This window comes from Variovorax sp. ISS6, from assembly GCF_056523145.1.
The window spans coordinates 5570500-5594967 of the sequence record NZ_JAWRZC010000001.1 but is presented as its reverse complement, the minus strand read 5'-3'; the positions used below and the strand labels follow the sequence as shown (position 1 = coordinate 5594967).

Sequence of the window (24468 nt, the reverse complement as noted above, 5' to 3'; positions counted from 1 at the left end):
GATGTTCGAACGTGTGATCCGATTCGCCATCGAGCAGCGCTGGCTGGTGCTGCTCGCGGTGCTGGGCATGGCCGCGCTCGGCGTGTTCAGCTACCAGAAGCTGCCCATCGACGCGGTGCCCGACATCACCAACGTGCAGGTGCAGATCAACACCGCCGCGCCCGGCTACTCGCCGCTGGAGACCGAGCAGCGCGTGACCTACCCGATCGAGACCGTGATGGCCGGCCTGCCGGGCCTGCAGCAGACGCGCTCGCTGTCGCGCTACGGGCTGTCGCAGGTGACCGTGATCTTCAAGGACGGCACCGACATCTACTTCGCGCGCCAGCTCGTCAACGAGCGCATCCAGTCGGCGCGCGAGAAGATGCCCGAGGGGATCTCGCCGGTGGTGGGGCCGATCTCCACCGGCCTGGGCGAGATCTACCTCTGGACCGTGGAGACGGAAGAGGGCGCGAAGCGGCCCGACGGCCAGCCCTACACGTCGACCGACCTGCGCGAGATCCAGGACTGGATCATCAAGCCGCAGCTGCGCAACGTGCCGGGCGTGACCGAGATCAACTCCATCGGCGGCTACGCCAAGGAGTTCCAGATCGCGCCCGATCCCGCCAAGCTGCTCGCGCATGGCCTCACGATGACCGACATCGTGACCGCGCTCGACCGCAACAACGCCAACGTGGGCGCGGGCTACATCGAGAAGCGCGGCGAGCAGTACCTGATCCGCGCGCCGGGCCAGGTGAAGTCGGCCGAGGACATCGGCAACGTGATCCTCGGCAACGCGCAGGGCGTGCCGTTGCGCGTGTCCGACGTGGCGCAGGTCGGCATCGGCCAGGAGCTGCGCACGGGCGCCGCCACCGACAACGGCCGCGAGGTGGTGCTGGGCACGGTGTTCATGCTGATCGGCGAGAACAGCCGCAGCGTCTCGCAGGCGGTCGACCGCAAGATGCAGGAGATCAACCGCACCCTGCCCGAGGGCGTGAAGGCGGTGACGGTGTACGACCGCACGGTGCTGGTCGACAAGGCCATCGCCACGGTGAAGAAGAACCTGCTCGAGGGCGCGGTGCTGGTGATCGCGATCCTGTTCCTGTTCCTCGGCAACATCCGAGCGGCCGTCATCACCGCGCTGGTGATCCCGCTGTCGATGCTGTTCACCTTCACCGGCATGGTGAACCAGCGCATCAGCGCCAACCTCATGAGCCTGGGCGCGCTGGACTTCGGCATCATCATCGACGGCGCAGTGGTGATCGTGGAGAACTGCGTGCGGCGCCTGGCCCATGCGCAGGCCCACAAGGGCCGGCCGCTCACGCGCAGCGAACGCTTCCACGAGGTCTTCGCGGCCTCGCAGGAGGCGCGCCGGCCGCTGCTGTTCGGCCAGCTCATCATCATGATCGTGTACCTGCCGATCTTCGCGCTCACCGGCGTCGAGGGAAAGCTGTTCCACCCGATGGCCTTCACGGTGGTGATCGCGCTGCTGGGCGCGATGATCCTGTCGATCACCTTCATTCCGGCGGCCGTGGCGCTGTTCATCGGCAGCAAGGTCGGCGAGAAGGAGAACCGGCTGATGACCTGGGCGCGCCGCGCCTACGAGCCGCTGCTGGCGCGCGTGATGAACGCCAAGCCGCTGGTGATCACGCTGGCCTCGGTGGCGGTGGTGCTCTCGGGCCTCTTGGCCACGCGCCTGGGCACCGAGTTCGTGCCCAGCCTCAGCGAGGGCGACTTCGCGATCCAGGCGCTGCGCATCCCGGGCACCAGCCTCACGCAGTCGGTCGAGATGCAGCAGCAGCTCGAGCGCACGCTGAAGGCCAAGTTCCCCGAGATCGAGCGCGTGTTCGCGCGCACCGGCACGGCCGAGATCGCCTCCGACCCGATGCCGCCGAACATCTCCGACGGCTACATCATGCTCAAGCCCGAGAGCGAATGGCCCACGCCCAAGCGCAGCCGCGCCGAGCTGCTGGTGGCGGTGCAGGAGGAGGTCGAGAAGCTGCCGGGCAACAACTACGAGTTCTCGCAGCCGATCCAGCTGCGCTTCAACGAGCTGATCTCGGGCGTGCGCAGCGACGTGGCGGTGAAGATCTTCGGCGACGACATGACGGTGCTCGAGAAGACCGCCGCGCAGGTGGCCGGCGTGCTCAACGGCATCGCGGGCGCGGCCGAGGTCAAGGTCGAGCAGACCACGGGCCTGCCGATGCTCACGGTGGAGATCGACCGCGGCAAGACCGCGCGCTACGGCCTCAACGTGGGCGACGTGCAGGACGCGATCTCGACCGCGGTCGGCGGCCGCGAGGCCGGCACCCTGTTCGACGGCGACCGGCGCTTCGGCATCGTGGTGCGCCTGCCCGAGAACCTGCGCACCGACCTGGAGGCGATCCAGCGGCTGCCGATCGCGCTGCCGCGCGGCACGGCCGCGCCCACGGGCGTTGCCGGCAGCACGGTGCAGGGCGCCACCGGCGCCGCGCCCGAAGGCCAGCGGCTGAGCTTCATCCCGCTCGGCGAGGTCGCCACCTTGTCGGTCGCGCCCGGCCCCAACCAGGTCAGCCGCGAGGACGGCAAGCGCCGCATCGTGGTCAGCGCCAACGTGCGCGGGCGCGACCTCGGATCCTTCGTGGCCGAGGCCGAGCAGGCGATGCAGTCGGTGCGCATTCCCGTGGGCTACTGGACCGACTGGGGCGGCCAGTACGAGAACCTCGAGTCGGCGACGAAGCGGCTGCAGATCGTGGTGCCGGTGTCGCTGATGCTGGTGTTCGTGCTGCTGTTCGCGATGTTCGGCAACCTCAAGGACGGCCTGCTGGTCTTCACCGGCATCCCGTTCGCGCTCACCGGCGGCATCGTGGCGCTGTGGCTGCGCGACATCCCGCTGTCGATCTCGGCCGCGGTGGGCTTCATCGCGCTGTCGGGCGTGGCGGTGCTCAACGGGCTGGTGATGCTGTCCTTCATCCGCAACCTGCGCGAGGGCGGCCTGCCGCTCGATGCCGCGATCCGCGAGGGCGCGCTGACCCGGCTGCGGCCGGTGCTGATGACCGCGCTGGTGGCCTCGCTGGGCTTCGTGCCGATGGCCATCGCCACCGGCACCGGTGCCGAGGTGCAGCGGCCGTTGGCCACGGTGGTGATCGGCGGTATCCTGTCCTCGACCGCGCTCACGCTGCTGGTGCTGCCGCTGCTCTACCGGATCGCGCACCGGCGCGACGACGAGGAGGACGAAGCGGCGCTGCTGGAACGTCGGCAGGGCGCGCCCATCGACCCCGAACCGCAGGCATCCCATGGCCCATGAGCATTCGCACGGCGCCGGCGCCAACGAGAAGGCACTGCGCTGGGCGCTGCTGCTGACCTCGACCTACCTCGTGGCGGAGGTGGTCGGCGGGCTGGTCTCGGGCAGCCTCGCGCTGCTGTCCGATGCCGCCCACATGTTCACCGACACGGTGGCGCTGGCGATCTCGCTGGCCGCCATTCGCATCGGCCGGCGGCCGGCCGATCGGCGCCGCACCTTCGGCTACCACCGCTTCGAGATCCTCGCGGCGGTGCTCAACGCGGTGCTGCTGTTCCTGGTGGCGATCTACGTGCTCTACGAGGCCTGGAGGCGCATCGCGGCGCCGGCCGAGATCCAGTCGACCATGATGCTGCTGGTGGCCGCGGGCGGGCTGGTCGTCAACCTGATCGGCATGCGCCTGCTGGCCAGCGGCAAGGACAGGAGCCTCAACGTCAAGGGCGCCTACCTCGAGGTCTGGGCCGACATGCTGGGCTCGGTGGGCGTGATCGTCGGCGCCCTGGTGATCCGCTTCACCGGCTGGGCCTGGGTCGATTCGCTGATCGCGGTGGCCATCGGCCTGTGGGTGCTGCCGCGCACCTGGCGCCTGCTGCGCGAGAGCCTCAACGTGCTGCTCGAGGGCGTGCCCGACGAGGTCGACCTGCCCGAGGTGGAGCGCGCGCTGCTCGCGAGCGAGGGCGTGGCCAGCCTGCACGACCTGCACGTGTGGGCGCTGTCCAGCGGCAAGGTGAGCCTCAGCGTGCACGTGGTGAGCGCGCCCGGTATCGACGACCTCGCGCCGCTGGTGCAGCGGTTGCGCGCGCTGCTGGCCGAGCGCTTCGACATCCACCATTCGACCGTGCAGGCCGAGCGCGTGCCTTGCGAGCAGGCGGGGGAGACGCACGGCTTCGGCACCTGAGCAGTCCGTGACTCGCGGATGGCGCACAATCCGCCGCGAATCACAGCACACAGGACCGATGAGCCGCAGCCACCGCCAGTCTTATTCGCCTTCCATCGAGGCCGCCGCCCGCGAGCCGCGCCGCCGCAAGGCCAGCGCACCCTCGCATTCGCCGATGGCCTTCGACGCGGCATCGGTGCCCGCGGATTCCGCGTCCCCCACGAGAACCTGGCGCTCGACGGTGGTCGGCGCCGCCATCGGCTTCGGCATCGCGCTGGCGCTGGCCATGCAATGGCTCATGACCTGGCAGCTCGACAACGCGCAGCAGCGCCGCGAGCAGCAGAAGCAGCTGCGTGCGGCCGCCTCGCGCTGCTACGAGCAGGCGTCGAATGCCGCGGTGCAGGCCTGCCTCAAGGAGGTCGAGGCCCGGGGCGCGGCGGTCCAGCCCTGAAGCTTCAGCGCGCGGGCCGGATCGCCGACTTCGGGCGGAAGGCCTTGCAGACCGTGTCGTCGGTCTCGAGGTAGGGGCCGCCGATCAGGTCGATGCAGTAGGGCACGGCCGCGAAGATGCCGGGCACGAGCTGCGTGCCCTCGGCGTCCTTCAGGCCCTCGAGCGTTTCCGCGATCGACTTTGGCTGTCCCGGCAGGTTGATGATCAGGCTCCTGTCGCGGATCACCGCGACCTGGCGCGAGAGGATCGCGGTCGGCACGAAGCGCAGGCTGATCTGGCGCATCTGCTCGCCGAAGCCCGGCATCTCCTTGTGGGCCACGGCCAGCGTGGCCTCGGGCGTCACGTCGCGCAGCGCGGGGCCGGTGCCGCCGGTGGTCAGCACCAGCGAGCAGCCGGCGTCGACCAGCTCGATCAGCGCGGCGCGGATGCCGGGTGCCTCGTCGGGGATCAGCCGGGGCTCGAAGTCGATCGGATTCTTGAGCGCGCGGCGCAGCCAGTCCTGCAGCGCGGGCAGGCCCTTGTCCTCATAGGCGCCGCTCGAGGCGCGGTCGCTGATCGAGACGATGCCGATGCGTACCGGATCGAAACCGCTCATGCATCTTCCTCCCGGTCCTGCGCCGCCGCGGCTGCCGCATGGTCGTCGCCGCCATGCACCGCGAGCTGCTCGCGCACGAGCTGGAACACCTCGCGGTAGGCCTTGCCCTGGCGCGGCGCCTCGCCGGCCGGGCCGGCCTTGATGTCCTTGCGCGCCTGGCGCACGAGGGCGCGCAGCTGCTGGGCATCGGTGGCCGGGTGGGTCTCGATCCAGCCGCCGAGCGCATCGTCGTCGGCGATCAGGCGATCGCGCCAGCGCTCGGCCTCGTGCAGCAGCGCGGTCTCGGCGGCCGGGCCGCTGGACTGCTCGGCCAGCGCGGCGCGCACGGCCTCGAGCGTGGGCTCGTCGAGCTTGCGCATCAGCTTGCCGATGAACTGCATCTGGCGGCGCTTGCCCTCGAAGTTGGTGATGCGCTTGGCCTCGCGGATCGCCTCGACCAGCTTCTCGTCGAGCGGCAGCGCGTCGAACAGCGCGGCGCGCAGGGTCATGAGCTCTTCGCCGAGCTTCTGCAGTTCGGCGCTCTCGCGCTTGAGGTCGGTGCGGCTGGCGTCGTCGGTGCCCTTGAGCTCGCGCTTGAGCTCCAGGTCGAGTTCGCTGCCTTCGGCGACGAACTGGCCGCGGACGAAGTAGCCTTTTTTGGGTTTGCGGGACATGGGGATGGATTCTGTGCCGCGCCGCGAGGCGGTGCAACGCGGCGGGACCGAGGGGAAAACGGTGCCAAACGGGAAACGGGGGGCGCAAGTATCATAGCCACCCACATGACGACCTCTTCCTCGCGCGCCGACTCCGGCTTCGCCTACAGCCGCTCCTTCTTCGAAAACCTGGTCGATTCGGCCCTGGCCCATGCCAAGAAGCTGGGGGCCACCAACGCGGGGGCCGAAGCTTCCGAGGGCTGCGGCCTCAGCGTCTCGGTGCGCAAGGGCGAACTCGAGAACGTCGAGCGCAACCGCGACAAGTCGCTGGGCGTCACCGTCTACGTCGGCCACCGGCGCGGCAATGCCAGCACCTCCGACTTCTCCGAGGCGGCCATCGCCCAGACCGTGCAGGCGGCCTACGACATCGCGCGCTTCACGGCCGAGGACCCGGTCAGCGGCCTGCCCGACGAGGCCGACATCGCCAAGGAGCATCCCGACCTCGACCTGTTCCACCCCTGGGCGGTGACGAGCGAGCAGGCCGCCAAGCTGGCGCTCGAGTGCGAGGCCGCCGCGCTGTCGACCGACAAGCGCATCACCAACAGCGAAGGCGCGGGTGTCTCGGCCCAGCAGAGCCACTTCTTCAGCGCCCACACCCACGGTTTCCGCGGCGGCTACGCGAGTTCGCGCCATTCGATCTCGGTGGCGCCGATCGCCGGCAAGGGCGACAACATGCAGCGCGACGCCTGGTACAGCTCGATGCGCTCGGCCGACGAGCTCGCGAGCCCGCAGGCCGTGGGCCGCTACGCCGCCGAGCGCGCGCTGAGCCGCCTGAAGTCGCGCAAGATCAAGACCGTGGAATGCCCGGTGCTGTTCGAGTCGCCGCTGGCCGCGGGCCTGCTCGGCGGGCTCGTGCAGGCCACCAGCGGCGGCGCGCTCTACCGCAAGAGCACCTTCCTGCTCGACTCGCTCGGCAAGCCCGTGCTGCCCTCGCACGTCGACGTGAGCGAAGACCCGCACGTGCTGCGCGGCAAGGGCAGCTCGCCCTTCGACGACGAGGGCGTGGTCACCCGCGCGCGCAAGGTGGTCGACGCGGGCCGGCTCGAGGGCTACTTCCTCTCGACCTACTCGGCGCGCAAGCTCGGCATGAAGACCACCGGCAATGCCGGCGGCTCGCACAACCTGGTGCTGAGCTCGCGCCTCACGCAGGCCGGCGACGACCTCGACGCCATGCTGCAGAAGCTGGGCACCGGCCTGTTCGTCATCGAGCTGATGGGGCAGGGCGTGAACTACGTGACCGGCGACTACTCGCGCGGCGCCAGCGGCTTCTGGGTCGAAAAGGGCCGCATCGCGTTCCCGGTGGAGGAGATCACCATCGCCGGCAACCTCAAGGACATGCTGATGGGGATTGAAGCCATCGGGGCCGATGCTTACACTTTCGGCGCCAAGACGACGGGCTCGCTGCTGGTCAACCGCATGAAGGTCGCTGGCGCCTGATCCCCCGGGGAATGGGCGCCGCGGTCGCGGCATCCGGTTGGCGGCCCTGATGGCAGGGAGACAACGAACGATGAACCGACCCCAGCGCGCCGCCCGCAAACCCGAACTCGAACACGAACTGCTGCGCGACCCGCGCCTGGGCTTCGAGCCCGCGGGCGGCGGCACCGTGCGCTGCCTGCAGCACGGCGTGCCCTGGCCCTTCGACTGCTGGCACTACCACGACGAGTACGAGCTGCAGATCATCAACCGCACCACCGGCCAGGCCTTCGTGGGCAACCACATCGGGCGCTTCGAGCCCGGCTACGTGGCGCTGGTGGGATCGCGGCTGCCGCACACCTGGATCTCCGACGACGTGCCGGCCGAGGGCATCGCCGACCGCAGCATGGTGATCCACTTCCGCGAGGAGCCGCTGCGCAAGGGCTCGGCGCTGTTCCCCGAGATCGACGCGGTGCTGCCGATGCTCGACCGCGCGCGCCGCGGCATCGAGTTCTTCGGCATCGGCGAAGTGGCGCGCGAGCGCTTCCAGCGCGTGCAGGCGCACGAGGGCATGGCGCGGCTGGCGGAGTTCATCGGCCTGCTGCACGAGCTCGCGCGCTGGGAGGACTGGCGCCTGATCTCGAGCGAGGACGAGCCCTCCGACGGCGACCCCGCCACCAGCACGCGCATGCGCCGCGTGCTCGACCACCTCGACGAGCACCTGGCCGAGGAGATCTCGCTGGCCTCGGTCAGCGCCATCGCGAACATGGCCGAGAGCAGCTTCTCGCGCTACTTCCACCGCCAGATGGGCAGCACCTTCACCGAGTTCGTGACCCGGCTGCGCATCGCCAAGGCCTGCCAGATGCTGCAGACCTCGGACCGCCTGGTCAGCGACATCTGCTACGAGGTCGGCTTCTTCAACATCGCGAACTTCAACCGCCGCTTCCTGCAGCACAAGGGCATGACGCCCAGCGCCTACCGCCAGCAGGCGCAGGAGCGCTTCGGGCTGCGCACCGTCCACTATCCGCCCACGACCCCGGTAAAACCCCAGTCGGCCTGGTCATGAAAGTACCAGTACCCCGTTTGGGGGGTACGCGGCGCCGCTGAGCCGCTGCATACGCTTCACCCCGTCCCGCCACCGTCGCGCTGTCCCCGAAAAAGGGCGCCCGGCACGGCGGGCTTGTTCCCCGGCTTCGGCCGGCGATCCGCAACAAGTTCAACGGAGACAAGCGATGTTCAAGGAATCCGCAGGGAGGCGCGCCCGCGCCCGCACGCTGCTCGTGGCGCTGCTGGCGACCGGTGCCGCTGGTGCCGCGCTGGCGCAGGGCGCGATGTGCAAGGAGGACGTGCGGGTGCTGGCGCAGCCGCGTGACGGCCTGACCTTGCTCGAAAAGTACAAGGACGAGTTCAAGGCCCTGGCCGGCGCCTCGTTCAGCATCGACAACCTCAACGAGAACGACCGCCGCACCAAGACGCGCGCCGATGCCTCGACCGTGGGCAAGTACCACGTCTACTACGTGGACGAGGCCAACGTGCCGCTGTTCGCGCAGTCGAAGTGGATCGTGCCGCTCGCGAAGTACTACCCGGCCGACTACGACTACGCCGACTTCGATCCCGGCCGCCAGAAGGTCGCCACCTACGCGGGCGAGGCCTGGTTCGCGCCGCTGACCGGCGGCGGCGACCTGATGGTCTACCGCAAGGACCTGCTCGAGAAGGCCGGCATCAAGCCGCCGGCCACGCTCGAGGAATTCGTGGCCGCCGCGAAGAAGCTCAACGACCCGGCCAACGGCGTCTACGGCGTGGCACTGCGCGGCCAGCGCGGCTCGGGCGCGAACGTGTGGCGCTGGATGCCGTACTTCCGCGGCTATGGCGGCCAGTGGTTCGACGGCGACAAGCCGGTGTTCGACTCGCCCGCCGCGCTCAAGGCCACTCAGACCTACCTCGAGCTCTTCAAGTACTCGGCGCCCGGCACCAAGACCGGCGGCTGGGACGAGGCCACCGGCGCCTTCCTCGCGGGCAAGGTGGCGCTGCTGGTCGAGTCGACGCCGCTCGCGGGCAACGCGCTCGATCCCAAGATGTCGACCGTGATCGGCAAGATCGCCTATGCCACGCCGCCAGCGCCGCTGACCGGCGGCGGCTACGGCCACGGCCTGGCGATCGGCGCCAAGGCCAACAAGAGCGAGGAGGCGAAGAAGTGCGCCGGCCTCTTCATCGCCTGGGCCACCTCGAAGAAGAACGAGCAGCGCCGCCTCGCCGAGGGCCAGTTCGGCGAACTGAACCGCACCAGCGTGCTGGGCAGTCCCGAGTTCGCGAAGCGCTACGGCGCCGACCTCGGCAAGGCGCTGGCCGACACCGGCAAGCTCACCGCGGTCAACTTCTGGCAGGACCCGGCCTGGCCCGACCTCGGCGATCGCTGGGGGATCATCCTCGAGGAGCTGATCACCGGCTCGCGCACCGACATCCAGGCCGGCCTCGACGAGCTCGACGGCTATGCCAAGCAGCTGATCGCGCGGCGCCGCAAGTGAGCCGCCCGGCCCCGCGTTCCTTGCGAGTCCCGCGATGACCCTTCACAAGACCCGACTGCCGCTCGTCTTCATCGGCCCCGGCCTGTTCGTGCTCGCGGTGCTGGCGCTGGTGCCCACCGTGTTCGCCATCGCCGTGTCGCTGCAGGACCGCGAGCTCGGCCAGTCCGACATCGGCTGGGTGTGGTTCTCCAACTACCTGCAGCTGTTCTCGGACCGGCGCTTCCTCAACTCGGTCGGCGTCTCGCTGACCTGGGAGCTGCTGACCGTGAGCGCCACCATGGGGCTCGCGGTGCTGCTCGGCGTGCTGCTGTTCCAGAGCGCCACGCCGCGCTGGCGCAATGTGCTGTGCATGCTGTTCATCGTGCCGGTGCTGCTGCCGCGCGTGTCGGCCGCCTTCGTCTGGAAGTTCGCCTTCCATCCGCTGTTCGGCCTCTTGACCTGGCCCTACAAGGCCATCACCGGCGAACCGCTGGACCTGCTCGCGCAGCCGCTCACGGCGCTGCTCACGGTGGCCTTCGTCGACGTCTGGCAATGGGGCCTGTTCTTCGCGGTGATCGTGCTCAAGCTGCTCGAGACCCTGCCGCCGCAGCCCTTCGAGGCGGCGCGCATGGACCATGCGAAGCCCTGGGAGGTCTACGCCTTCGTCGCGCTGCCGATGCTGCGCGCACCGCTGATCAGCCTCGCTTTCGTGAAGATGATCGAGTCGCTGCGCGCCTTCGACCTGATCTACGTGATGACGCGCGGCGGCCCCGGCATCTCGACCGAGACCCTCGACATGTACGCCTTCTCGCAGGGCTTCATCGAGTCGGGCCGCATCTCCTACGCCTCGAGCATGGCCGTGCTGATGATGGTGGCCTCGACCGTGGCCTTCACCTACCTCTGGAAATGGACCCGGCCCGCATGACCCCCGCCACGACTTCCGCCGCGCCCGTGCTGCGCGCCGGCGACGCGCCCGCCATCCGCCCGGCCGCGCGCCGGCGTCTGGGCCTCGGCACCCTGGTGGCGCGGCTGGTGCTCGCCGCCGCCGCGCTCTCGGCGCTGGTGCCGGTGCTCTGGACCTTCCTCAACTCGTTCAAGAACCGGGTCGACATCGTCTCGGCGACGCCGAAGTTCCTCTTCACGCCCACGCTCGAGAACTACGCCTACGTGCTGGGCCGCGAGGCGGTGGCGCAGGGGCTCGTCAACTCGCTCGTGGTGGTGGGCTCGGCCGTGCTGATCGGCGCGCTGCTGGGCCTGCCCGCGGCGTATGCGCTGGCGCGCTACCCGGTGCGGCGCGCCGACGACATCCAGTTCTTCGTGCTGTCGATGCGCTTCCTGCCGCCGGTGGCGGTGGCGATCCCGCTGATGGTGATCTGGCTGCAGCTCGAGCTCTACGACACGCGCATTGCGCTGATCGTGACCTACACGCTGCTCACGCTGTCCACCGTGATCTGGCTCGCGATCCCGGCCTTCAAGGCGGTGCCTCGGGAGGTGGAGGAGGCCGGCCGCGTCGACGGCTACGGCCCCTACGCGATCTTCTTCAAGGTGGCGCTGCCGATCGCCGCGCGCTCGCTGGTCGGCGCCATCGCCTTCGGCTTCGTGCTGGTGTGGAACGAGTTCCTGATCGCGCTGATGCTGACCACCTCGGACGCCAAGACGCTGCCCATCGTGGCCTCGGAGCTGAGCCAGCTCGGGCGCGACGTGCCCTGGGGCATCCTGAATGCCTCCGTGATCCTGCTGTCGCTGCCGCCGCTCCTGATGATCGGCGTGCTCAGCGGCTTCCTCAACGCGGCCTTCAAGCGCAAGCGCGACGCGGCATGAAGACCGCGCATCCCCTTTCCGAGAGACGCAACAACATGTCCGCCATCAGCTGTCACAAGATCATCAAGCGCTACGGCGACACGCAAGTGGTGCACCAGTTCGACCTCGACGTCTGCGACAACGAGTTCGTCGTCTTCCTCGGCCCCTCGGGCTGCGGCAAGTCGACCATCCTGCGCATGCTCGCGGGCCTGGAGGACATCAGCGGCGGCGAGCTGCTGATCGGCGGCACGCGCGTCAACGACCTGCCGCCGCAGGAGCGCGGCATCGCGATGGTGTTCCAGAACTACGCGCTCTATCCGCACATGAGCGTGCGCGACAACATCGCCTTCGGGCTCAAGCGCCTGAAGGTGCCGAAGAGCGAGATCGCGCGCCGCGTCAAGGAGGTGTCGGACACGCTGGGCCTGGAGCGCTACCTCGAGCGCCGGCCGACCGAGCTCTCGGGCGGCCAGCAGCAGCGCGTGGCGATCGCGCGCGCGATGATCAAGACGCCCAAGGTGTTCCTGTTCGACGAGCCGCTGTCGAACCTCGACGCCAAGCTGCGCAACCACATGCGCGTGGAGATAGCGCGGCTGCACCAGACGCTGCGCACCACCACGGTCTATGTCACGCACGACCAGCACGAGGCCATGACCCTGGCCGACCGCATCGTGCTGCTGCGCGACGGCCGCATCGAGCAGGTGGGCTCGCCGCGCGAGATCTACGAGAACCCGCGCTCGGCCTTCGTGGCCGGCTTCATCGGCACGCCGCCGATGAACCTGCTCGAGATGACGGTGACGCACGGCGACGAGGGCGCGGTGCTGCGCGGGCACGGCGGCACGGTGCGCGTGGATGCGCGTCGCTTCGCGCTCGAGGGGCGCGAGCGCGTCACGCTCGGCATCCGGCCGGCCCACCTGCTCGCGCGGCCCGACGACGCGGGCGCCTTCGTGGGCCAGGTGCAGCTGGTGGAGTACCTCGGCAACGAGGTGCTCGTGAGCATCGGCGACGGCCCGGGCAGCGAGATCGCCGCGCTGGTGCATTCGGCGCAGGCGCCGCGGCTCGGAGAGCGCGTGCGCTTTGGCATCGACGCGACCCAGCTCCACCTGTTCGATGCGCAGACCGGTGCTTCGCTGCGGCGCGCCGCGGCCGAAGCGCTGCACTGAATATCCGATCGACCCTTTGCAAGAACCTTCCATGAAAGCCCTTGTCCTCGAGAAAGCCCATGAACTCGCGCTGCGCGAGATCGCGCTGCCGCCGCAGCCGGTCGGCCCGCGCGACGTGAAGATCCGCATGCACACCGTCGGTGTCTGCGGCAGCGACGTCCACTACTACCAGCACGGCGGCATCGGGCCCTACGTGGTCGACCAGCCGATGATCCTCGGCCACGAGGCCTCGGGCACGGTGGCCGAGGTCGGCAGCGAGGTCACGCACCTGCGGCCCGGCGACCGGGTCTGCATGGAGCCCGGCATTCCGCAGCTCGACTCGCGCGCCGTGCGCGAAGGCATCTACAACCTCGACCCGGCCGTGCGCTTCTGGGCCACGCCGCCGATCCACGGCTGCCTCACGCCCTACGTGGTGCATCCGGCGGCCTTCACCTTCCGCCTGCCCGACAACGTGAGCTTCGCCGAGGGCGCGATCGTCGAGCCGCTGGCGATCGGCCTGCAGGCCGCGAAGAAGGCCGCGCTCAAGCCCGGCGACGTGGCGGTGGTGGTGGGCGCCGGCACCATCGGCGCGATGACCGTGCTGGCCGCGCTCGCGGGCGGCGCGGCGCGCGTGATCCTGGCCGACCTGGTGCCCGAGAAGCTCGCGCTGTTCGCGAACAACCCGGCCGTGAGCACGGTGAACATCCGCGAGCGCCAACTGGCCGACGCGGTGCGCGAGCTGACCGACGGCTGGGGCGCCAACGCCGTGTTCGAGGCCAGCGGCAGCGTGCGCGCCTTCGAGGGCATCTTCGAGCTGGCCTGCCCCGGCGGCTGCGTGGTGCTGGTGGGCATTCCACCGGCGCCGGTGGCCTTCGACATCGTCGCGATCCAGGCGAAGGAGCTGCGCATCGAGTCGGTGTTCCGCTACGCCAACATCTTCCCGCGCGCGCTCGCGCTGATCGCTTCGGGCCAGGTCGACGTCAGGCCCTTCATCTCGCGCACCTTCGCGTTCGAGGACGGCATCCGCGCCTTCGAGGAGGCCGCGGCGGGGCGGGCGACGGACGTGAAGATCCAGATCGAGTTTCCCGCCGAGGCCTGAGCGGCGTCGGGCCCCGCGGCCCGGCGTGCAAGGGAAAACGCCGGGGCGGCGCGGCAAAACGCACCGCTACATTGGGGCGCATCTTTTTTCCGAGGCCCCGCTTCCCCGATGCCCCCTCGCTTTCGCAATGCCGTGCTGACGGGCGCCTGTGGCGGCCTGGGCCAGGCATTGGCGCGCGGGCTGATCGCCGACGGCACGCGCGTGGCGCTGGTGGGCCTCGACCCCGAACGGCTGCGCGCGCTCGAGGCGCTGGCGCCCGGGCGCTGCGCGGTCTACACGCCCGACGTGGCCGACACGGTGGCGATGCAGGCCATGGCCGCCGACTGGATGGCCCGGGCCGGCACGCCCGACCTGGTGATCGCCAACGCGGGCGTGGCCGGCGGCTTCGACACCGCGCAGGCCGAGGACCTCGCGGTGCTGCGCCGCATGCTCGAGATCAACCTGCTGGGCGCCGCGACCACTTTCCAGCCCTTCGTGGCCGCGATGCGCGGCGAGGCGCGCGGCGCGCTGGTCGGCATGGCCAGCATCGCGGGCTGGCGCGGCATGCCGGGCAACGGCGCCTACTGCGCGAGCAAGGCCGGGCTGATCCGCTACCTCGAGAGCCTGCGTGCCGAGCTGCGCGGCAGCGGCGTCGGGGTGCACACGGTGAGCCCGGGCTACATCCGCACCGCGCTGACCGCGGGCAACCGCTTCGCGATGCCGGGGCTGCTCGAGCCCGAGGAGGCCGCGCGCCGCACGCTCGCGGCGGTGGCCGCGGGCCGCGAGCGCATCGTGCTGCCGCGGCGCATCGGCTGGCTCTCGAAGGCGCTCGACTGCCTGCCCGAGGCGCTGCATGACCGGCTCTTGAGCGGCCAGCCGCGCAAGCCGCGCGCGGGCGAGGCCGGCGCCACGCCGATCCCCGGGCTGCCACCCTTTTCATCACCGCCAACGCCGAAGGAAGGCTCGCCGCCAACGTGACAGCGACAGTGCCCACCCACGAACAGATCGCGCTGATCGGCGCCGGCCCCTCGGGCCTCGCCGGTGCCCGCAACCTGCAGAAGCACGGCATTCCCTTCCAGGGTTTCGAGGCGCACGGCGACGTGGGCGGGCTGTGGGACATCGACAACCCGCGCTCCACGGTCTACCACTCGGCGCACCTGATCTCGAGCAAGAGGACCACCGAGTTCAGCGAATTCCCGATGCCCGACACGGTGGCCGACTACCCGAGCCACCGCGAGCTGCGCCGCTACTTCAGCGACTTCGCCACCCGCTTCGGGCTGCGCGAGCACTACCGCTTCGGCACGCGCGTGCTGCGCGTGGAGCCCACCTCCAACGCGCCCGACACCACCTGGCAGGTGAGCGTGGGCCCGGCCGACGGCGATGGCGAGGAGGGCGTGGAGACCTTCGAATTCAAGGGCGTGGTGATCGCCAACGGCACGCTGTCCGAGCCCAAGCATCCGCGCTTCGACGGCCACTTCGAGGGCGAGCTGCTGCACACCAGCGACTACAAGCATGCCGAGATCTTCAAGGGCAAGCGGGTGCTGATCGTGGGCGCGGGCAACTCGGGCTGCGACATCGCGGTCGACGCGGTGCACTACGCGAAGTGCGTGGACATCTCGGTGCGGCGCGGCTATTACTTCGTGCCCAAGTACGTGTTCGGCAAGCCGGCCGACACGCTCGGCGGCAGCAAGCCGCTGCCGCCATGGCTCAAGCAGCGGCTGGACGCCATGGTGCTGCAGTGGTTCACCGGCGACCCCACGCACTTCGGCTTTCCGAAGCCCGACTACCGCATGTACGAGTCGCATCCGATCGTCAATTCGCTGATCCTGCACCACATCGGCCATGGCGACATCGCGGTGCGCGCCGACGTCGAGCGGCTGGCCGGCCACACCGTCTACTTCAAGGACGGCGGCACGCGCGACTACGACCTGATCCTCACCGCCACCGGCTATGCGCTGCACTACCCGTTCATCGACCGCGCGCTGCTCGACTGGCAGGGCATGGCGCCGCGGCTGTACCTCAACATCTTCTCGCCGCGCTTCGAGAACCTCGCGGTGCTCGGCATGATCGAGGCCAGCGGCATCGGCTGGCAGGGGCGCTACGAACAGGCCGAGCTGGTGGCGCGCTACCTGCGCGCGCAGGCGGCGGGATCGCCCAAGGCCGCGGCGCTGCGCGCGGCCGCCAAGGGGCCCCCGCCCGACCTGTCGGGCGGCTACAAGTACCTGCAGCTCGAGCGCATGGCCTACTACGTGCACAAGGACACCTACCGCGCCGCGGTGCGCGCCGCCTCGGCGGCGCTGGCCGATCCTTCCTGAGCCGACGAAAAAGGACACGCGCCCCATGCTGCCCGTCGACGAGATCCGCCTGCATTTCAACCCGGCCTCGCTGGTGCTGCTCAACGTGGTGCTGGGCTTCCTGATGTTCGGCATCGCGCTCGATACGCGCATCGAGGACTTCAAGCGCGTGGCGCGCATGCCCGGCGCGATGGCGGTGGGCATCGGCGCGCAGTTCATCGTGCTGCCGGCCGTGACCTTCGCGCTCACGTTGCTGCTGAAGCCGGCCCCGAGCATCGCGCTCGGCATGATCCTGGTGGCCTGCTGCCCGCCCGGCAACATCTCGCAGATCCTCACGCACCGCGCGGGCGGCAACGTGGCGCTGTCGGTGTCGATGACCGCGATCTCGAACGCGCTGTCGATCGTGCTGATGCCGCTGAACTTCGCCTTCTGGGGCGGGCTGCATCCGACCGCCGCGCCGCTGCTCCAGACCATCGCGCTCGACCCGCTCGACATGCTGGGCCACATCGTGATGATCATCGGCATTCCCTTCGTGCTCGGCGTGGCATGCGCCCACCGGCTGCCGGGGCTCACGGCGCGCATCAAGAAGCCGGCGCGGATCCTGAGCTTCCTCGCGCTGATCGCCTTCATCGTCGGCGCGATCGCGGGCAACTGGCGCTACTTCCTCGACTACGTGGGGCTGGTGCTGCTGGCCGTGGTGCTGCACGACGCGCTGGCCTTCGGCACCGGTTACCTCTGCGCACGGCTGTCGGGGCTGGCCGACTACGACCGGCGCGCGGTGGCGATCGAGGTCGGCATCCGCAACGCGGGGCTCGGGCTGGTGCTGATCTTCAGCTTCTTCGGCGGGCTCGGCGGCATGGCCGTGGTGGCCGGCGTCTGGGGCTTCTGGGACATCATCGCGGGCCTCGCGCTCGCGAGCTGGTGGGGTCGCCGGCCCGCGACGCCATGACGGCCGCCGCGCGCCGCGTGCTGGTAACGGGCGCCGACGGCTTCCTGGGCCGCGGCGTGCTGGCCGCGCTCGCGCCCAGGCTCGGCCATGGGCAGCTCGAGGGCCTGGTGGCGCTCGACGTGCGCGAGGTGCCGCGCGAGCGCCGGCTGCCGGGCGTGGCCTACCTGGCGCAGGACGTGCGCGAGGCCGGCATCGGCAAGGCCTTCGCCGACCATGCCATCGACACCGTGGTGCACCTGGCCTCGATCGTCACGCCGGGCAGGGACTCGAACCGCGACTTCGAGCATTCGGTCGACGTGGGCGGCACGCGCAACGTGCTCAAGGCCTGCACCATGTACCGGGTCGCGCACATCGTGGTGTCGTCGAGCGGCGCGGCCTACGGCTACCACGCCGACAACCCGGCCTGGATCGACGAGCGCCAGCCGCTGCGCGGCAACGCGGTGTTCGCCTATGCCGACCACAAGCGCCAGGTCGAGGAGCTGCTGGCCGACTGGCGCGCGCGCCATCCCTCGCTGGCGCAGACGGTGCTGCGCATCGGCACCATCCTCGGCGAGCGCGTCGACAACCAGATCACGGCGCTGTTCGAGAAGCGGCGGCTGATCGCGATCCGCGGCAGCGCGAGTCCCTTCGTCTTCGTCTGGGACGAGGACGTGACCGGCGCCATCGCCCATGCGCTCGAGGGCGGCGCGCCGGCCGGCTGCTACAACCTCGCGGGCGACGGCGCGCTGCCGATCCACGAGATCGCCGCGCGGCTGGGCAAGCGCACCGTCGATTTTCCCGCGGGCGTGCTGAAGACGGCGCTGGCGGTGGGCTCGGCGCTCGGCGTGAGCCGCTACGGGCCCGAGCAGCTCGACTTCCTGCGCTACCGGCCGGTGCTGTCGAACACCGCGCTGAAGGAGCGTTTCGGCTACCGCCCGCGCAAGACCAGCGCCGAGGCTTTCGAGGCCTTCGTGGCGGCGCGCGCGGCGCAGGGGCGGCCGGTCACGCGCGGGGCCTAGGCTTTCTCGACGGGTTCGAGCAGGTAGGCGAGCATGCGCCGCGCGTTCAGCGGCAGCTCCTCCGAATTGCGCACGCAGGCCATCAAGGTGCGCTCGGCCCAGGCGTCGGCCAGCGAGGCGCGCGCGATCTTCATCGAACGCGCGCAGCGCGCGGCCGCGGTCTGCGGCAGGATGCCCACGCCGATGCCCTGCTCGACCATGCGGCACACGGCCTCGAAGTTGCGCACCCGCACGCGGTAGGACAGGTGGCGCCCGAGCGCGCGCGCATGCATGGTCACGAGCTGCTGCAGCGCGCTGTCGGCGGGCAGGCCGACGAACTCGCTGTCGACCACCTCGGCCAGCTTCACGCGCCGGCGCCCGGCCAGCGCATGGCCGCGCGGCATCACCAGCACCAGGTCGTCGCGCCGGAACGGATGGCATTCGAGGCCCTCGGTGTCGATGGCGTCGGAGACGATGCCGATGTCGCACAGCCCGGCGCGCAGCGCCTCCACGGTGTCGGGGCTGGGCCGTTCCTCGAGGTCGATCGACACCCGCGGATGCTGCGCCAGGAAGCGCGCCAGCACCTCGGGCAGGTGCTCGGTCAGCGCCGAGGTGCCGCAGAGGAAGCGCACATGGCCCTTGAGGCCCTGGCCGTATTCGCCGAGCTCGCCGCGCAGCCGCTCCATCTGCTGCAGCACCACGCGCGCATGGTGCAGCAGGGTGCGGCCGGCCTCGGTGGGGCGCACGCCCTGGGCATGGCGCGTGAGCAGCGGGGTGCCGAGCGCATCCTCCATGCCGCGCACGCGCTGGCTGGCCGAGGCCAGCGTCATGTGCGAGCGCTGCGCGCCGGCGGTCAGGCTGCCGGCCTCGACGACGTGGAGGAAGAGCCGCAGGTCGGTGAGATCGAATCGCATGGTGAGCCCGCAAGGTAGCACGCCGGCCTCAGTCTGTGCCTGAGGCTCGCTGCGCGAATGCCGGATTCCCGGCCGGCGCCGCGGCCGGCAGACTGCGCGCCGATGACGTCTTCCTCCTTCTCGAACGAACTGGCCGGCCTCGCGGGGCACGGCATCGCCGCCGCGGCGGTCTTCCTGCTGGCCGGCGTGATCAAGGGCGTGATCGGCCTCGGGCTGCCGACGGTGTCGATGGGCCTGCTCGCGCTGTGGATGCGCCCGGTGCAGGCGGCGGCGCTGCTGATCGTGCCCTCGCTGGTCACCAACGTCTGGCAGACCGGGCCGCGCGCGAGCTTCCTGCCGGTGCTGCGGCGCATCGGCGGCATGCAGGCCGGCATCGTGGCGGGCACGCTGGGCGGCGCCTGGTGGCTGGGCGTGCCGGCCGGCGCCTGGGCCTCGGTGGCGCTCGGCGTGGCGCTGGTGGCCTATGCGCTGTGGGGGCTGACCGGGCGGCAGCTGAAGGTGGCGCCCGCGCACGAACGCTGGCTCGGGCCGCTGGTCGGCATCGCGACCGGGCTGGTGACGGCCGTGACCGGGGTGTTCGTGGTGCCGGCCGTGCCCTACCTGCAGGCACTGGGCTTCCAGCGCGACGCGCTGATCCAGGCGATGGGGATTTCGTTCACCACCTCGACCGTGGTGCTGGCGATCGGGCTCGCGGGCAATGGCGGCTATCCGCTGGCGGTGCTCGGCGGTTCGGCGCTGATGCTGGTGCCGGCGATCGCGGGCATGGTGCTGGGCACCTGGCTGCGCCAGCGGCTGCCGGTGCCGGTGTTCAGGCGCTGCTTCCTGGTCGGGCTGGGGCTGCTGGGCGCCTACATGGCCGTGCGGGCCATGGGATGAGCGGGAGCCTTCCTCAGCCGGCCGCGACGGGCTGCGTCGACGCCAGCGCGGCGCGCACCCGCTCGATGGTCTGGCGGTAGGGCAGGGCGTAGCCGTCGATCGGTGCCTCGGGCGCCAGCCAGCTGAACGAGAACACCAGGCCGTCCTCCTCGGGACTGCCCATGGCCACATGGTCGAAGTGCTCGGGCAGCGGCCCTTCGGCGTGCATCAGGAACAGGTGCCACAGCTGCGGATGGCGGTGGGTGTTGCCCTCGACGCCGGCCTCGCAGTCGCGCTGCAGGGTGCCCAGCGAGACCAGCGCGCCGGCATGGTCGATGCCCGATTCCTCGAGCAGTTCGCGCCGCACCGCGAACTCGGGCGACTCGCCCGGTTCGATGGTGCCCTTGGGCAGCTGCATGTTGCCGTCCTCGGGATGGCGGAACACCAGCAGCCGGCCGCGCGCGTCGACCAGGCAGGCGCAGGCCTTCGGGATCGCGGCGGCCTCGGTGCCGGCGGTCATGGCGATCAGGCGCCGGTCAGCGCGGCCTTGACCGCGGCGCTCACCAGGCCCATGTCGGCCTTGCCGGCCAGGCGCGTCTTGACCGCGCCCATCACCTTGCCCATGTCGCCCGGGCCCGCGGCGCCGAGCTCGGCCACGATGGCCTTGACCTCGGCGGCGATCTCGTCGGCGCCCATGCGCTGCGGCAGGTAGACCTCGAGCACCTTGATCTCGGCCGCTTCCTTGTCGGCCAGGTCGGCGCGGCCGCCCTGGGTGAAGGCGGTGACCGAGTCCTTGCGCTGCTTCACCAGCTTGTCGACGATGGCCACGACCATGGCGTCGTCGAGCTCGACGCGCTCGTCGACTTCCTTCTGCTTGAGCGCGGCCAGCAGCAGCCGGATCGTGCCCAGGCGCTCGGAGTCCTTGGCGCGCATCGCGGTCTTCATGTCTTCGGTGATCTGTTCTTTGAGGCTCATGGGGTCTCCTGCGGGAAAAAACAAAGCCGCGGCAGGTTTCCCTGGCGCGGCTGGAAGGCAGTTGGCGGGGCGGAGGGCGGCGGGTTCGGTGTTGTCGAATCGGCCGCTGCCTCCGGTGCCAGGGTGCGTCAGTACAGCTTCTTGGGCAGCTGCATGCTGCGAACGCGCTTGTAGTGGCGCTTCACGGCGGCTGCCTTCTTGCGCTTGCGCTCGGCGGTCGGCTTTTCGTAGAACTCGCGGGCGCGCAGGTCGGTCAGCAGGCCGAGCTTTTCGATGGTGCGCTTGAAACGGCGCAGGGCGACGTCGAAGGGCTCGTTTTCTTTAACGCGGATGGTGGTCATCAGGAATCGTTGATTTGAAATTTGGCCGGGGGAGGATCGAGAGCCCCAGGCCGGGGTTCCTCAACAAGAAAAAGTGTGTGGCCGTTGAGGGAAGGCCAAAGTTAGCCGGCGATTATAGCGCGTTTGCGCAGGCGTGGGCACTCGCCCAGGCCCATTGGAAGTTGTAGCCGCCGAGCCAGCCGGTGACATCGACCACTTCGCCGATGAAATACAGGCCCGGCTGCTTCGATTCCATCGTCTGGGACGACAGGTCCCGGGTGTCGACGCCGCCGGCCGTGACCTCGGCCTTCTTGTAGCCCTCGGTGCCCGAGGGCACGATCTGCCAGCGCGCGATGCGCTCGGCCAGCGCGGCCAGCGCGCGGTCGGCGGCCTCGTTGATCGGCCGCTGCAGCGCGCCGTCCTGGCCGACCCAGGCATCGGCCAGCCGCGAGGGCACCAGGGCGGCGAGCTCGTTGGCGATGCGCTTCCTCGAGCGCAGCTTGGCCTCGGCGAAGGCCGCGGCCACGTCCACGCCGGGCGCGAAATCGAGCGTGAGCGGCGCGCCGGGCTTCCAGTAGCTCGAGATCTGCAGCACGGCCGGACCCGAGAGGCCGCGGTGGGTGAACAGCAGGTCCTCGAGGAAGGCCATCTTCTCCTTCCTGGCCCCGGTCTCGATGCGCACCGGCAGCGCCAGCCCGGCCAGTTCGGCATAGGGCGCCCAGGCCTCGCCGCCGAAGGTCAGCGGCACCAGCGCCGGGCGCGGCGCGACCATGCGCAGGCCGAACTGCTCGGCGATGCGGTAGCCGAAGTCGCTGGCGCCGATCTGGGGGATCGACAGGCCGCCGGTGGCGACCACGATCTTCGGCGTTTCGATGGGCCCGCGGCTGCTCTCGATTCGATAGCTGCCGACGCTCGCCCCATCTGCGTTTTCGGCCGAGAACGTGATCTGGCCGATGCGGCAGGGCTGCCAGCGCTCGACCCCGCCGGCCGCGCATTCGGCCAGCAGCATGTCGACGATCTGCTGCGAGGAGCCGTCGCAGAACAGCTGCCCCTTGTGCTTCTCGTGGAAGGCGATGCCGTGCTTCTGCACGAGTTCGATGAACTGCTGCGGCGCATAGCGCGACAGCGCCGAGCGGCAGAAATTCGGGTTCTCGCCGATGAAGTGGCGCTGCGGCGCGCGCACGTCGAGGTCGCGGTTGGTGAAATTGGCGCGGCCGCCGCCGGAGATGCGGATCTTCTCGCCCACCTTCTCGCTGTGGTCGAGCAGCAGCACCTTGAGCCCGCGCTGGCCCGCCACGCCCGCGCAGAACAGGCCGGCGGCGCCGGCGCCGATCACCACGGCGTCGAAATGCTTGGCCTCGGTCATTGAAGGACCTCCGTGCTTCGCACTGCGGTGCGAGCTTGCTTGGGGCGGCCCGGCGCGGCGCTCATGGCCCGTCGGCCGCCAGTACCGGCGGCGGGTTGTACTTGAGGTGGCCCACGTAGCGCAGCGGCTGGGTGGCGGCGATCGAGGGCACGTCGCCCTCGCGCATGTGCAGCAGGTCGGCCGGGCTGACCCAGCGCGGGTCGGCGCTGGTGATCGGCAGGCCGGCCCGGTTGTAGGCCTCGAGCACGAACTGCGAGCAGAAGAACTGGTCGTCGCGGCTCGCGCCCAGCTGCACCATGGCCATGCCGCTCATGCAGTAGTGGCTGACCGCGCCCGGCATCAGCGGCAGCTCGCACAGCCGGCGATTCAGCACGAAGGGGGCGTTGAGCAGCACGCCCACGGTGTTGTAGCGCACGCCGACCTGCGACAGCGCCCAGGCACGCATGCGCTCGGCGCCGGCCGCGTCCACGCCGGGCACGCGGAAGGCCACGACCATCTGTTCCTCGTCGACCACCTCGGCCAGCGCCCGCGCGCGCACGCCGCTGCCCACGGCCTCGGCGATCCGGCCGTCGCCGAGGTAGAGCACCGCATGGCTCACGGGCGAGAAGGTGCCCAGCCGGATACCGAAGGAGTTCACCGTGGCGATCGAGGTCAGCAGGATGTCGCCGGGCTCCAGCGCATCGGCCGCGATCAGCTCGCCGCCGTTGCCCGGCGCGATCACCGAGCTCTGCACCCGCAGGCGCAGGCCGTTGTCTTGCGAGGGCAGGTCGAGCCGGGTGGCGCAGGCCCCGAGCAGCAGGGCGGCGCCCGCGGCAGCGAGGGCCGCGCAGGTCTGGCGGAACGCGCGCATCAGCCCTTCCAGACGAACGGGAACTTCAATTGCTTGAAGAAGCCGTTGGGCACGTAGTCGCCGAGCACGCCGTATTTCTCGGGCCAGAGCCTGGTGCTCTTCACCGCGGTGCCGAACAGGTAGTCGAGGAAGGCGTAGTGCGCCGCGTAGTTCTTGTCGAGCGCTTCCTGGTCCTGGCTGTGGTGCCAGTGGTGGAAGTTGGGCGTCACGATCACGTAGCGCAGCGGGCCGAGCCGCACGCTCACGTTGCAGTGGTTGAACACCGCCTGGAAGCCCACCACCACGATGTAGGCGTCGATCACTTCCTTGCTGAAGCCCAGCACGTAGATCGGCGCCAGCACCAGGGTGCGCGTGATCAGCAGCTCGAGGATGTGCTGGCGCGAGCCGGCCATCCAGTCCATGCTCTTCACGCTGTGGTGCACCGCGTGCAGCCGCCACAGCACCGGCACCTCGTGGTAGGCGCGGTGCGTCCAGTACTGCACCAGGTCGGCCACCAGGATGATCAGCAGCAGCCCGGCCCAGAACGGCAGGTTGCCGACCCAGCCGCGAATGCCGTCGTTGGCGGCCCAGCCGAACAGCTTGTGCACCATGAGGTTGGTGGCCAGCAGCACGAAGCCCACGATCATGTGGTTGACCACGAAGTGGTGGAAGTCGGTCTGCCACTCCTCGCGGAACACGGGCTGGTCCTTGCGCAGCGCGAACAGCTTCTCGATGAAGATGAAGATCAGCGAGGAGCCGAGCAGGTCGAGGATGAACCAGTCGAGGCCGATGTAGGGGGTGTTGTCGGCGAAGTCGTGGACCGGGACCTTGTGGCCGCCGAGCAGGGCCGACAGCACGATCAAGAGGAAGGCGAAGGACGAGAGCCAGCGCGTGCGGTTGAAGATGATGTTGACCAGCGAGAGGCTGCCCGAGACCACCATGGCGATCAGCAGCACCCAGCGCATGAGGTCGACGTTGTAGCTCTTGCGCAGCTCGGGCGTGCTCAGGTACTGCGGGAAGTGGAATACCAGCACGCCGAGGAAGCACAGCACCGCGAGGCTGATGGCGATGGTGCCCGTGACCATGCCCTTGCCACGGCGCAGCTCGCCGTGGCTTTCGGCGAGTTCGTTGAGTTTGTCGATTTCCAGCATGCCCGCCTCTGTCTTGCTTTTTTGTAGGGGCGC

Annotated in this window: 24 protein-coding genes; 15 read left to right on the top strand and 9 right to left on the bottom strand. The window is 70.0% G+C overall.

What is annotated here, in order from left to right; translation table 11 throughout:
- Position 1: 1 nt before the first annotated feature.
- From AC1HIL_RS25845 to AC1HIL_RS25835, 3 genes are read left to right on the top strand one after another with little or no spacing between them, the layout of a single operon-like run.
- Entirely contained in the window at positions 2-3262 is a 3261-nt protein-coding gene (locus AC1HIL_RS25845; RefSeq protein ID WP_479670348.1) for a CusA/CzcA family heavy metal efflux RND transporter, read from the top strand.
- On the top strand, positions 3252-4154 hold the full coding sequence (locus AC1HIL_RS25840; protein WP_057592124.1) for a cation diffusion facilitator family transporter: 903 nt from the start codon (positions 3252-3254) through the stop codon (positions 4152-4154). Before AC1HIL_RS25845 ends, AC1HIL_RS25840 begins: the two co-directional genes overlap by 11 nt.
- 58 nt (positions 4155-4212) lie before the next feature.
- Entirely contained in the window at positions 4213-4584 is a 372-nt protein-coding gene (locus AC1HIL_RS25835; protein ID WP_413762914.1) for a hypothetical protein, read from the top strand.
- 4 nt (positions 4585-4588) lie between these two features.
- Here the strand turns inward: AC1HIL_RS25835 and mog are convergent, their stop codons facing one another.
- A complete protein-coding gene (gene mog, locus AC1HIL_RS25830; RefSeq protein ID WP_479670347.1) occupies positions 4589-5179 on the bottom strand; it encodes a molybdopterin adenylyltransferase in 591 nt (196 codons plus the stop codon).
- Positions 5176-5832 (bottom strand): ribosome biogenesis factor YjgA, encoded by a 657-nt coding sequence (gene yjgA, locus AC1HIL_RS25825; protein WP_057592127.1) that lies wholly within the window; start codon positions 5830-5832, stop codon positions 5176-5178. The genes mog and yjgA overlap by 4 nt, the downstream gene beginning before the upstream one ends.
- 105 nt (positions 5833-5937) lie before the next feature.
- On the opposite strand from yjgA, the gene pmbA reads away from it, so the two are divergent.
- From pmbA to AC1HIL_RS25770, 11 genes are all read left to right on the top strand, one after another.
- Positions 5938-7308: a metalloprotease PmbA gene (pmbA, locus tag AC1HIL_RS25820; protein ID WP_261212557.1), complete on the top strand. Its 1371-nt coding sequence runs from the start codon at positions 5938-5940 to the stop codon at positions 7306-7308.
- Between the two features lie 70 nt (positions 7309-7378).
- Positions 7379-8350 (top strand): helix-turn-helix domain-containing protein, encoded by a 972-nt coding sequence (locus tag AC1HIL_RS25815; protein WP_057592129.1) that lies wholly within the window; start codon positions 7379-7381, stop codon positions 8348-8350.
- Between the two features lie 166 nt (positions 8351-8516).
- Positions 8517-9809: an ABC transporter substrate-binding protein gene (locus AC1HIL_RS25810; protein ID WP_413762916.1), complete on the top strand. Its 1293-nt coding sequence runs from the start codon at positions 8517-8519 to the stop codon at positions 9807-9809.
- 34 nt (positions 9810-9843) lie between these two features.
- Positions 9844-10713, top strand: coding sequence for a carbohydrate ABC transporter permease (locus AC1HIL_RS25805; RefSeq protein WP_479670346.1), 870 nt, complete (start codon positions 9844-9846; stop codon positions 10711-10713).
- Positions 10710-11609: a carbohydrate ABC transporter permease gene (locus AC1HIL_RS25800; protein ID WP_261212561.1), complete on the top strand. Its 900-nt coding sequence runs from the start codon at positions 10710-10712 to the stop codon at positions 11607-11609. Before AC1HIL_RS25805 ends, AC1HIL_RS25800 begins: the two co-directional genes overlap by 4 nt.
- A 35-nt stretch (positions 11610-11644) precedes the next feature.
- Entirely contained in the window at positions 11645-12748 is a 1104-nt protein-coding gene (locus AC1HIL_RS25795) for an ABC transporter ATP-binding protein (protein WP_479670345.1), read from the top strand.
- 31 nt (positions 12749-12779) lie between these two features.
- A complete protein-coding gene (locus tag AC1HIL_RS25790; protein WP_479670344.1) occupies positions 12780-13826 on the top strand; it encodes an NAD(P)-dependent alcohol dehydrogenase in 1047 nt (348 codons plus the stop codon).
- Positions 13827-13934: 108 nt separating this feature from the next.
- Positions 13935-14783 carry an SDR family oxidoreductase gene (locus tag AC1HIL_RS25785; RefSeq protein ID WP_422096489.1) on the top strand — a complete coding sequence of 283 codons (849 nt, stop codon included), beginning with the start codon at positions 13935-13937 and terminating at the stop codon, positions 14781-14783.
- Between the two features lie 8 nt (positions 14784-14791).
- Positions 14792-16120, top strand: coding sequence for a flavin-containing monooxygenase (locus tag AC1HIL_RS25780; protein ID WP_479670343.1), 1329 nt, complete (start codon positions 14792-14794; stop codon positions 16118-16120).
- Positions 16121-16145: 25 nt separating this feature from the next.
- A complete protein-coding gene (locus tag AC1HIL_RS25775; protein ID WP_413762920.1) occupies positions 16146-17048 on the top strand; it encodes a bile acid:sodium symporter family protein in 903 nt (300 codons plus the stop codon).
- Positions 17045-18046: an NAD-dependent epimerase/dehydratase family protein gene (locus AC1HIL_RS25770; protein ID WP_479670342.1), complete on the top strand. Its 1002-nt coding sequence runs from the start codon at positions 17045-17047 to the stop codon at positions 18044-18046. The genes AC1HIL_RS25775 and AC1HIL_RS25770 overlap by 4 nt, the downstream gene beginning before the upstream one ends.
- Here AC1HIL_RS25770 and AC1HIL_RS25765 read toward each other — a convergent pair.
- Positions 18043-18939 (bottom strand): LysR family transcriptional regulator, encoded by an 897-nt coding sequence (locus tag AC1HIL_RS25765; RefSeq protein WP_057592136.1) that lies wholly within the window; start codon positions 18937-18939, stop codon positions 18043-18045. The two genes, AC1HIL_RS25770 and AC1HIL_RS25765, sit on opposite strands and share 4 nt — an antisense overlap.
- 102 nt (positions 18940-19041) lie before the next feature.
- Here AC1HIL_RS25765 and AC1HIL_RS25760 point away from each other — a divergent pair, with 102 nt between their 5' ends.
- Complete coding sequence (locus AC1HIL_RS25760; protein WP_261212570.1) at positions 19042-19815, top strand: sulfite exporter TauE/SafE family protein; 774 nt, start codon at positions 19042-19044, stop codon at positions 19813-19815.
- Positions 19816-19828: 13 nt separating this feature from the next.
- Here the strand turns inward: AC1HIL_RS25760 and AC1HIL_RS25755 are convergent, their stop codons facing one another.
- The 6 genes from AC1HIL_RS25755 to AC1HIL_RS25730 form a co-directional block, all read right to left on the bottom strand.
- Positions 19829-20314 (bottom strand): NUDIX domain-containing protein, encoded by a 486-nt coding sequence (locus AC1HIL_RS25755; protein ID WP_057592138.1) that lies wholly within the window; start codon positions 20312-20314, stop codon positions 19829-19831.
- 5 nt (positions 20315-20319) lie between these two features.
- Positions 20320-20769 carry a GatB/YqeY domain-containing protein gene (locus tag AC1HIL_RS25750; protein ID WP_057592139.1) on the bottom strand — a complete coding sequence of 150 codons (450 nt, stop codon included), beginning with the start codon at positions 20767-20769 and terminating at the stop codon, positions 20320-20322.
- Between the two features lie 128 nt (positions 20770-20897).
- Positions 20898-21110, bottom strand: a complete 213-nt coding sequence (gene rpsU / locus AC1HIL_RS25745) for a 30S ribosomal protein S21 (protein ID WP_007833691.1) — start codon at positions 21108-21110, stop codon at positions 20898-20900.
- Positions 21111-21222: 112 nt separating this feature from the next.
- Positions 21223-22455: a BaiN/RdsA family NAD(P)/FAD-dependent oxidoreductase gene (locus AC1HIL_RS25740; RefSeq protein WP_479670341.1), complete on the bottom strand. Its 1233-nt coding sequence runs from the start codon at positions 22453-22455 to the stop codon at positions 21223-21225.
- A 61-nt stretch (positions 22456-22516) separates the two neighbouring features.
- Complete coding sequence (locus tag AC1HIL_RS25735; protein WP_413762925.1) at positions 22517-23305, bottom strand: YaeF family permuted papain-like enzyme; 789 nt, start codon at positions 23303-23305, stop codon at positions 22517-22519.
- Entirely contained in the window at positions 23305-24435 is a 1131-nt protein-coding gene (locus tag AC1HIL_RS25730; protein ID WP_413762926.1) for a sterol desaturase family protein, read from the bottom strand. Before AC1HIL_RS25730 ends, AC1HIL_RS25735 begins: the two co-directional genes overlap by 1 nt.
- Positions 24436-24468 lie beyond the last annotated feature (33 nt).

Bases quoted from the DNA above. Each gene is read 5' to 3' on its own strand.
- AC1HIL_RS25845 (WP_479670348.1), top strand. From the start codon at position 2: ATGTTCGAACGTGTGATCCGATTCGCCATCGAGCAGCGCTGGCTGGTG.
- AC1HIL_RS25840 (WP_057592124.1), top strand. From the start codon at position 3,252: ATGGCCCATGAGCATTCGCACGGCGCCGGCGCCAACGAGAAGGCACTG.
- AC1HIL_RS25835 (WP_413762914.1), top strand. From the start codon at position 4,213: ATGAGCCGCAGCCACCGCCAGTCTTATTCGCCTTCCATCGAGGCCGCC.
- mog (WP_479670347.1), bottom strand. From the start codon at position 5,179: ATGAGCGGTTTCGATCCGGTACGCATCGGCATCGTCTCGATCAGCGAC.
- yjgA (WP_057592127.1), bottom strand. From the start codon at position 5,832: ATGTCCCGCAAACCCAAAAAAGGCTACTTCGTCCGCGGCCAGTTCGTC.
- pmbA (WP_261212557.1), top strand. From the start codon at position 5,938: ATGACGACCTCTTCCTCGCGCGCCGACTCCGGCTTCGCCTACAGCCGC.
- AC1HIL_RS25815 (WP_057592129.1), top strand. From the start codon at position 7,379: ATGAACCGACCCCAGCGCGCCGCCCGCAAACCCGAACTCGAACACGAA.
- AC1HIL_RS25810 (WP_413762916.1), top strand. From the start codon at position 8,517: ATGTTCAAGGAATCCGCAGGGAGGCGCGCCCGCGCCCGCACGCTGCTC.
- AC1HIL_RS25805 (WP_479670346.1), top strand. From the start codon at position 9,844: ATGACCCTTCACAAGACCCGACTGCCGCTCGTCTTCATCGGCCCCGGC.
- AC1HIL_RS25800 (WP_261212561.1), top strand. From the start codon at position 10,710: ATGACCCCCGCCACGACTTCCGCCGCGCCCGTGCTGCGCGCCGGCGAC.
- AC1HIL_RS25795 (WP_479670345.1), top strand. From the start codon at position 11,645: ATGTCCGCCATCAGCTGTCACAAGATCATCAAGCGCTACGGCGACACG.
- AC1HIL_RS25790 (WP_479670344.1), top strand. From the start codon at position 12,780: ATGAAAGCCCTTGTCCTCGAGAAAGCCCATGAACTCGCGCTGCGCGAG.
- AC1HIL_RS25785 (WP_422096489.1), top strand. From the start codon at position 13,935: ATGCCCCCTCGCTTTCGCAATGCCGTGCTGACGGGCGCCTGTGGCGGC.
- AC1HIL_RS25775 (WP_413762920.1), top strand. From the start codon at position 16,146: ATGCTGCCCGTCGACGAGATCCGCCTGCATTTCAACCCGGCCTCGCTG.
- AC1HIL_RS25770 (WP_479670342.1), top strand. From the start codon at position 17,045: ATGACGGCCGCCGCGCGCCGCGTGCTGGTAACGGGCGCCGACGGCTTC.
- AC1HIL_RS25765 (WP_057592136.1), bottom strand. From the start codon at position 18,939: ATGCGATTCGATCTCACCGACCTGCGGCTCTTCCTCCACGTCGTCGAG.
- AC1HIL_RS25760 (WP_261212570.1), top strand. From the start codon at position 19,042: ATGACGTCTTCCTCCTTCTCGAACGAACTGGCCGGCCTCGCGGGGCAC.
- AC1HIL_RS25755 (WP_057592138.1), bottom strand. From the start codon at position 20,314: ATGACCGCCGGCACCGAGGCCGCCGCGATCCCGAAGGCCTGCGCCTGC.
- AC1HIL_RS25750 (WP_057592139.1), bottom strand. From the start codon at position 20,769: ATGAGCCTCAAAGAACAGATCACCGAAGACATGAAGACCGCGATGCGC.
- rpsU (WP_007833691.1), bottom strand. From the start codon at position 21,110: ATGACCACCATCCGCGTTAAAGAAAACGAGCCCTTCGACGTCGCCCTG.
- AC1HIL_RS25740 (WP_479670341.1), bottom strand. From the start codon at position 22,455: ATGACCGAGGCCAAGCATTTCGACGCCGTGGTGATCGGCGCCGGCGCC.
- AC1HIL_RS25735 (WP_413762925.1), bottom strand. From the start codon at position 23,305: ATGCGCGCGTTCCGCCAGACCTGCGCGGCCCTCGCTGCCGCGGGCGCC.
- AC1HIL_RS25730 (WP_413762926.1), bottom strand. From the start codon at position 24,435: ATGCTGGAAATCGACAAACTCAACGAACTCGCCGAAAGCCACGGCGAG.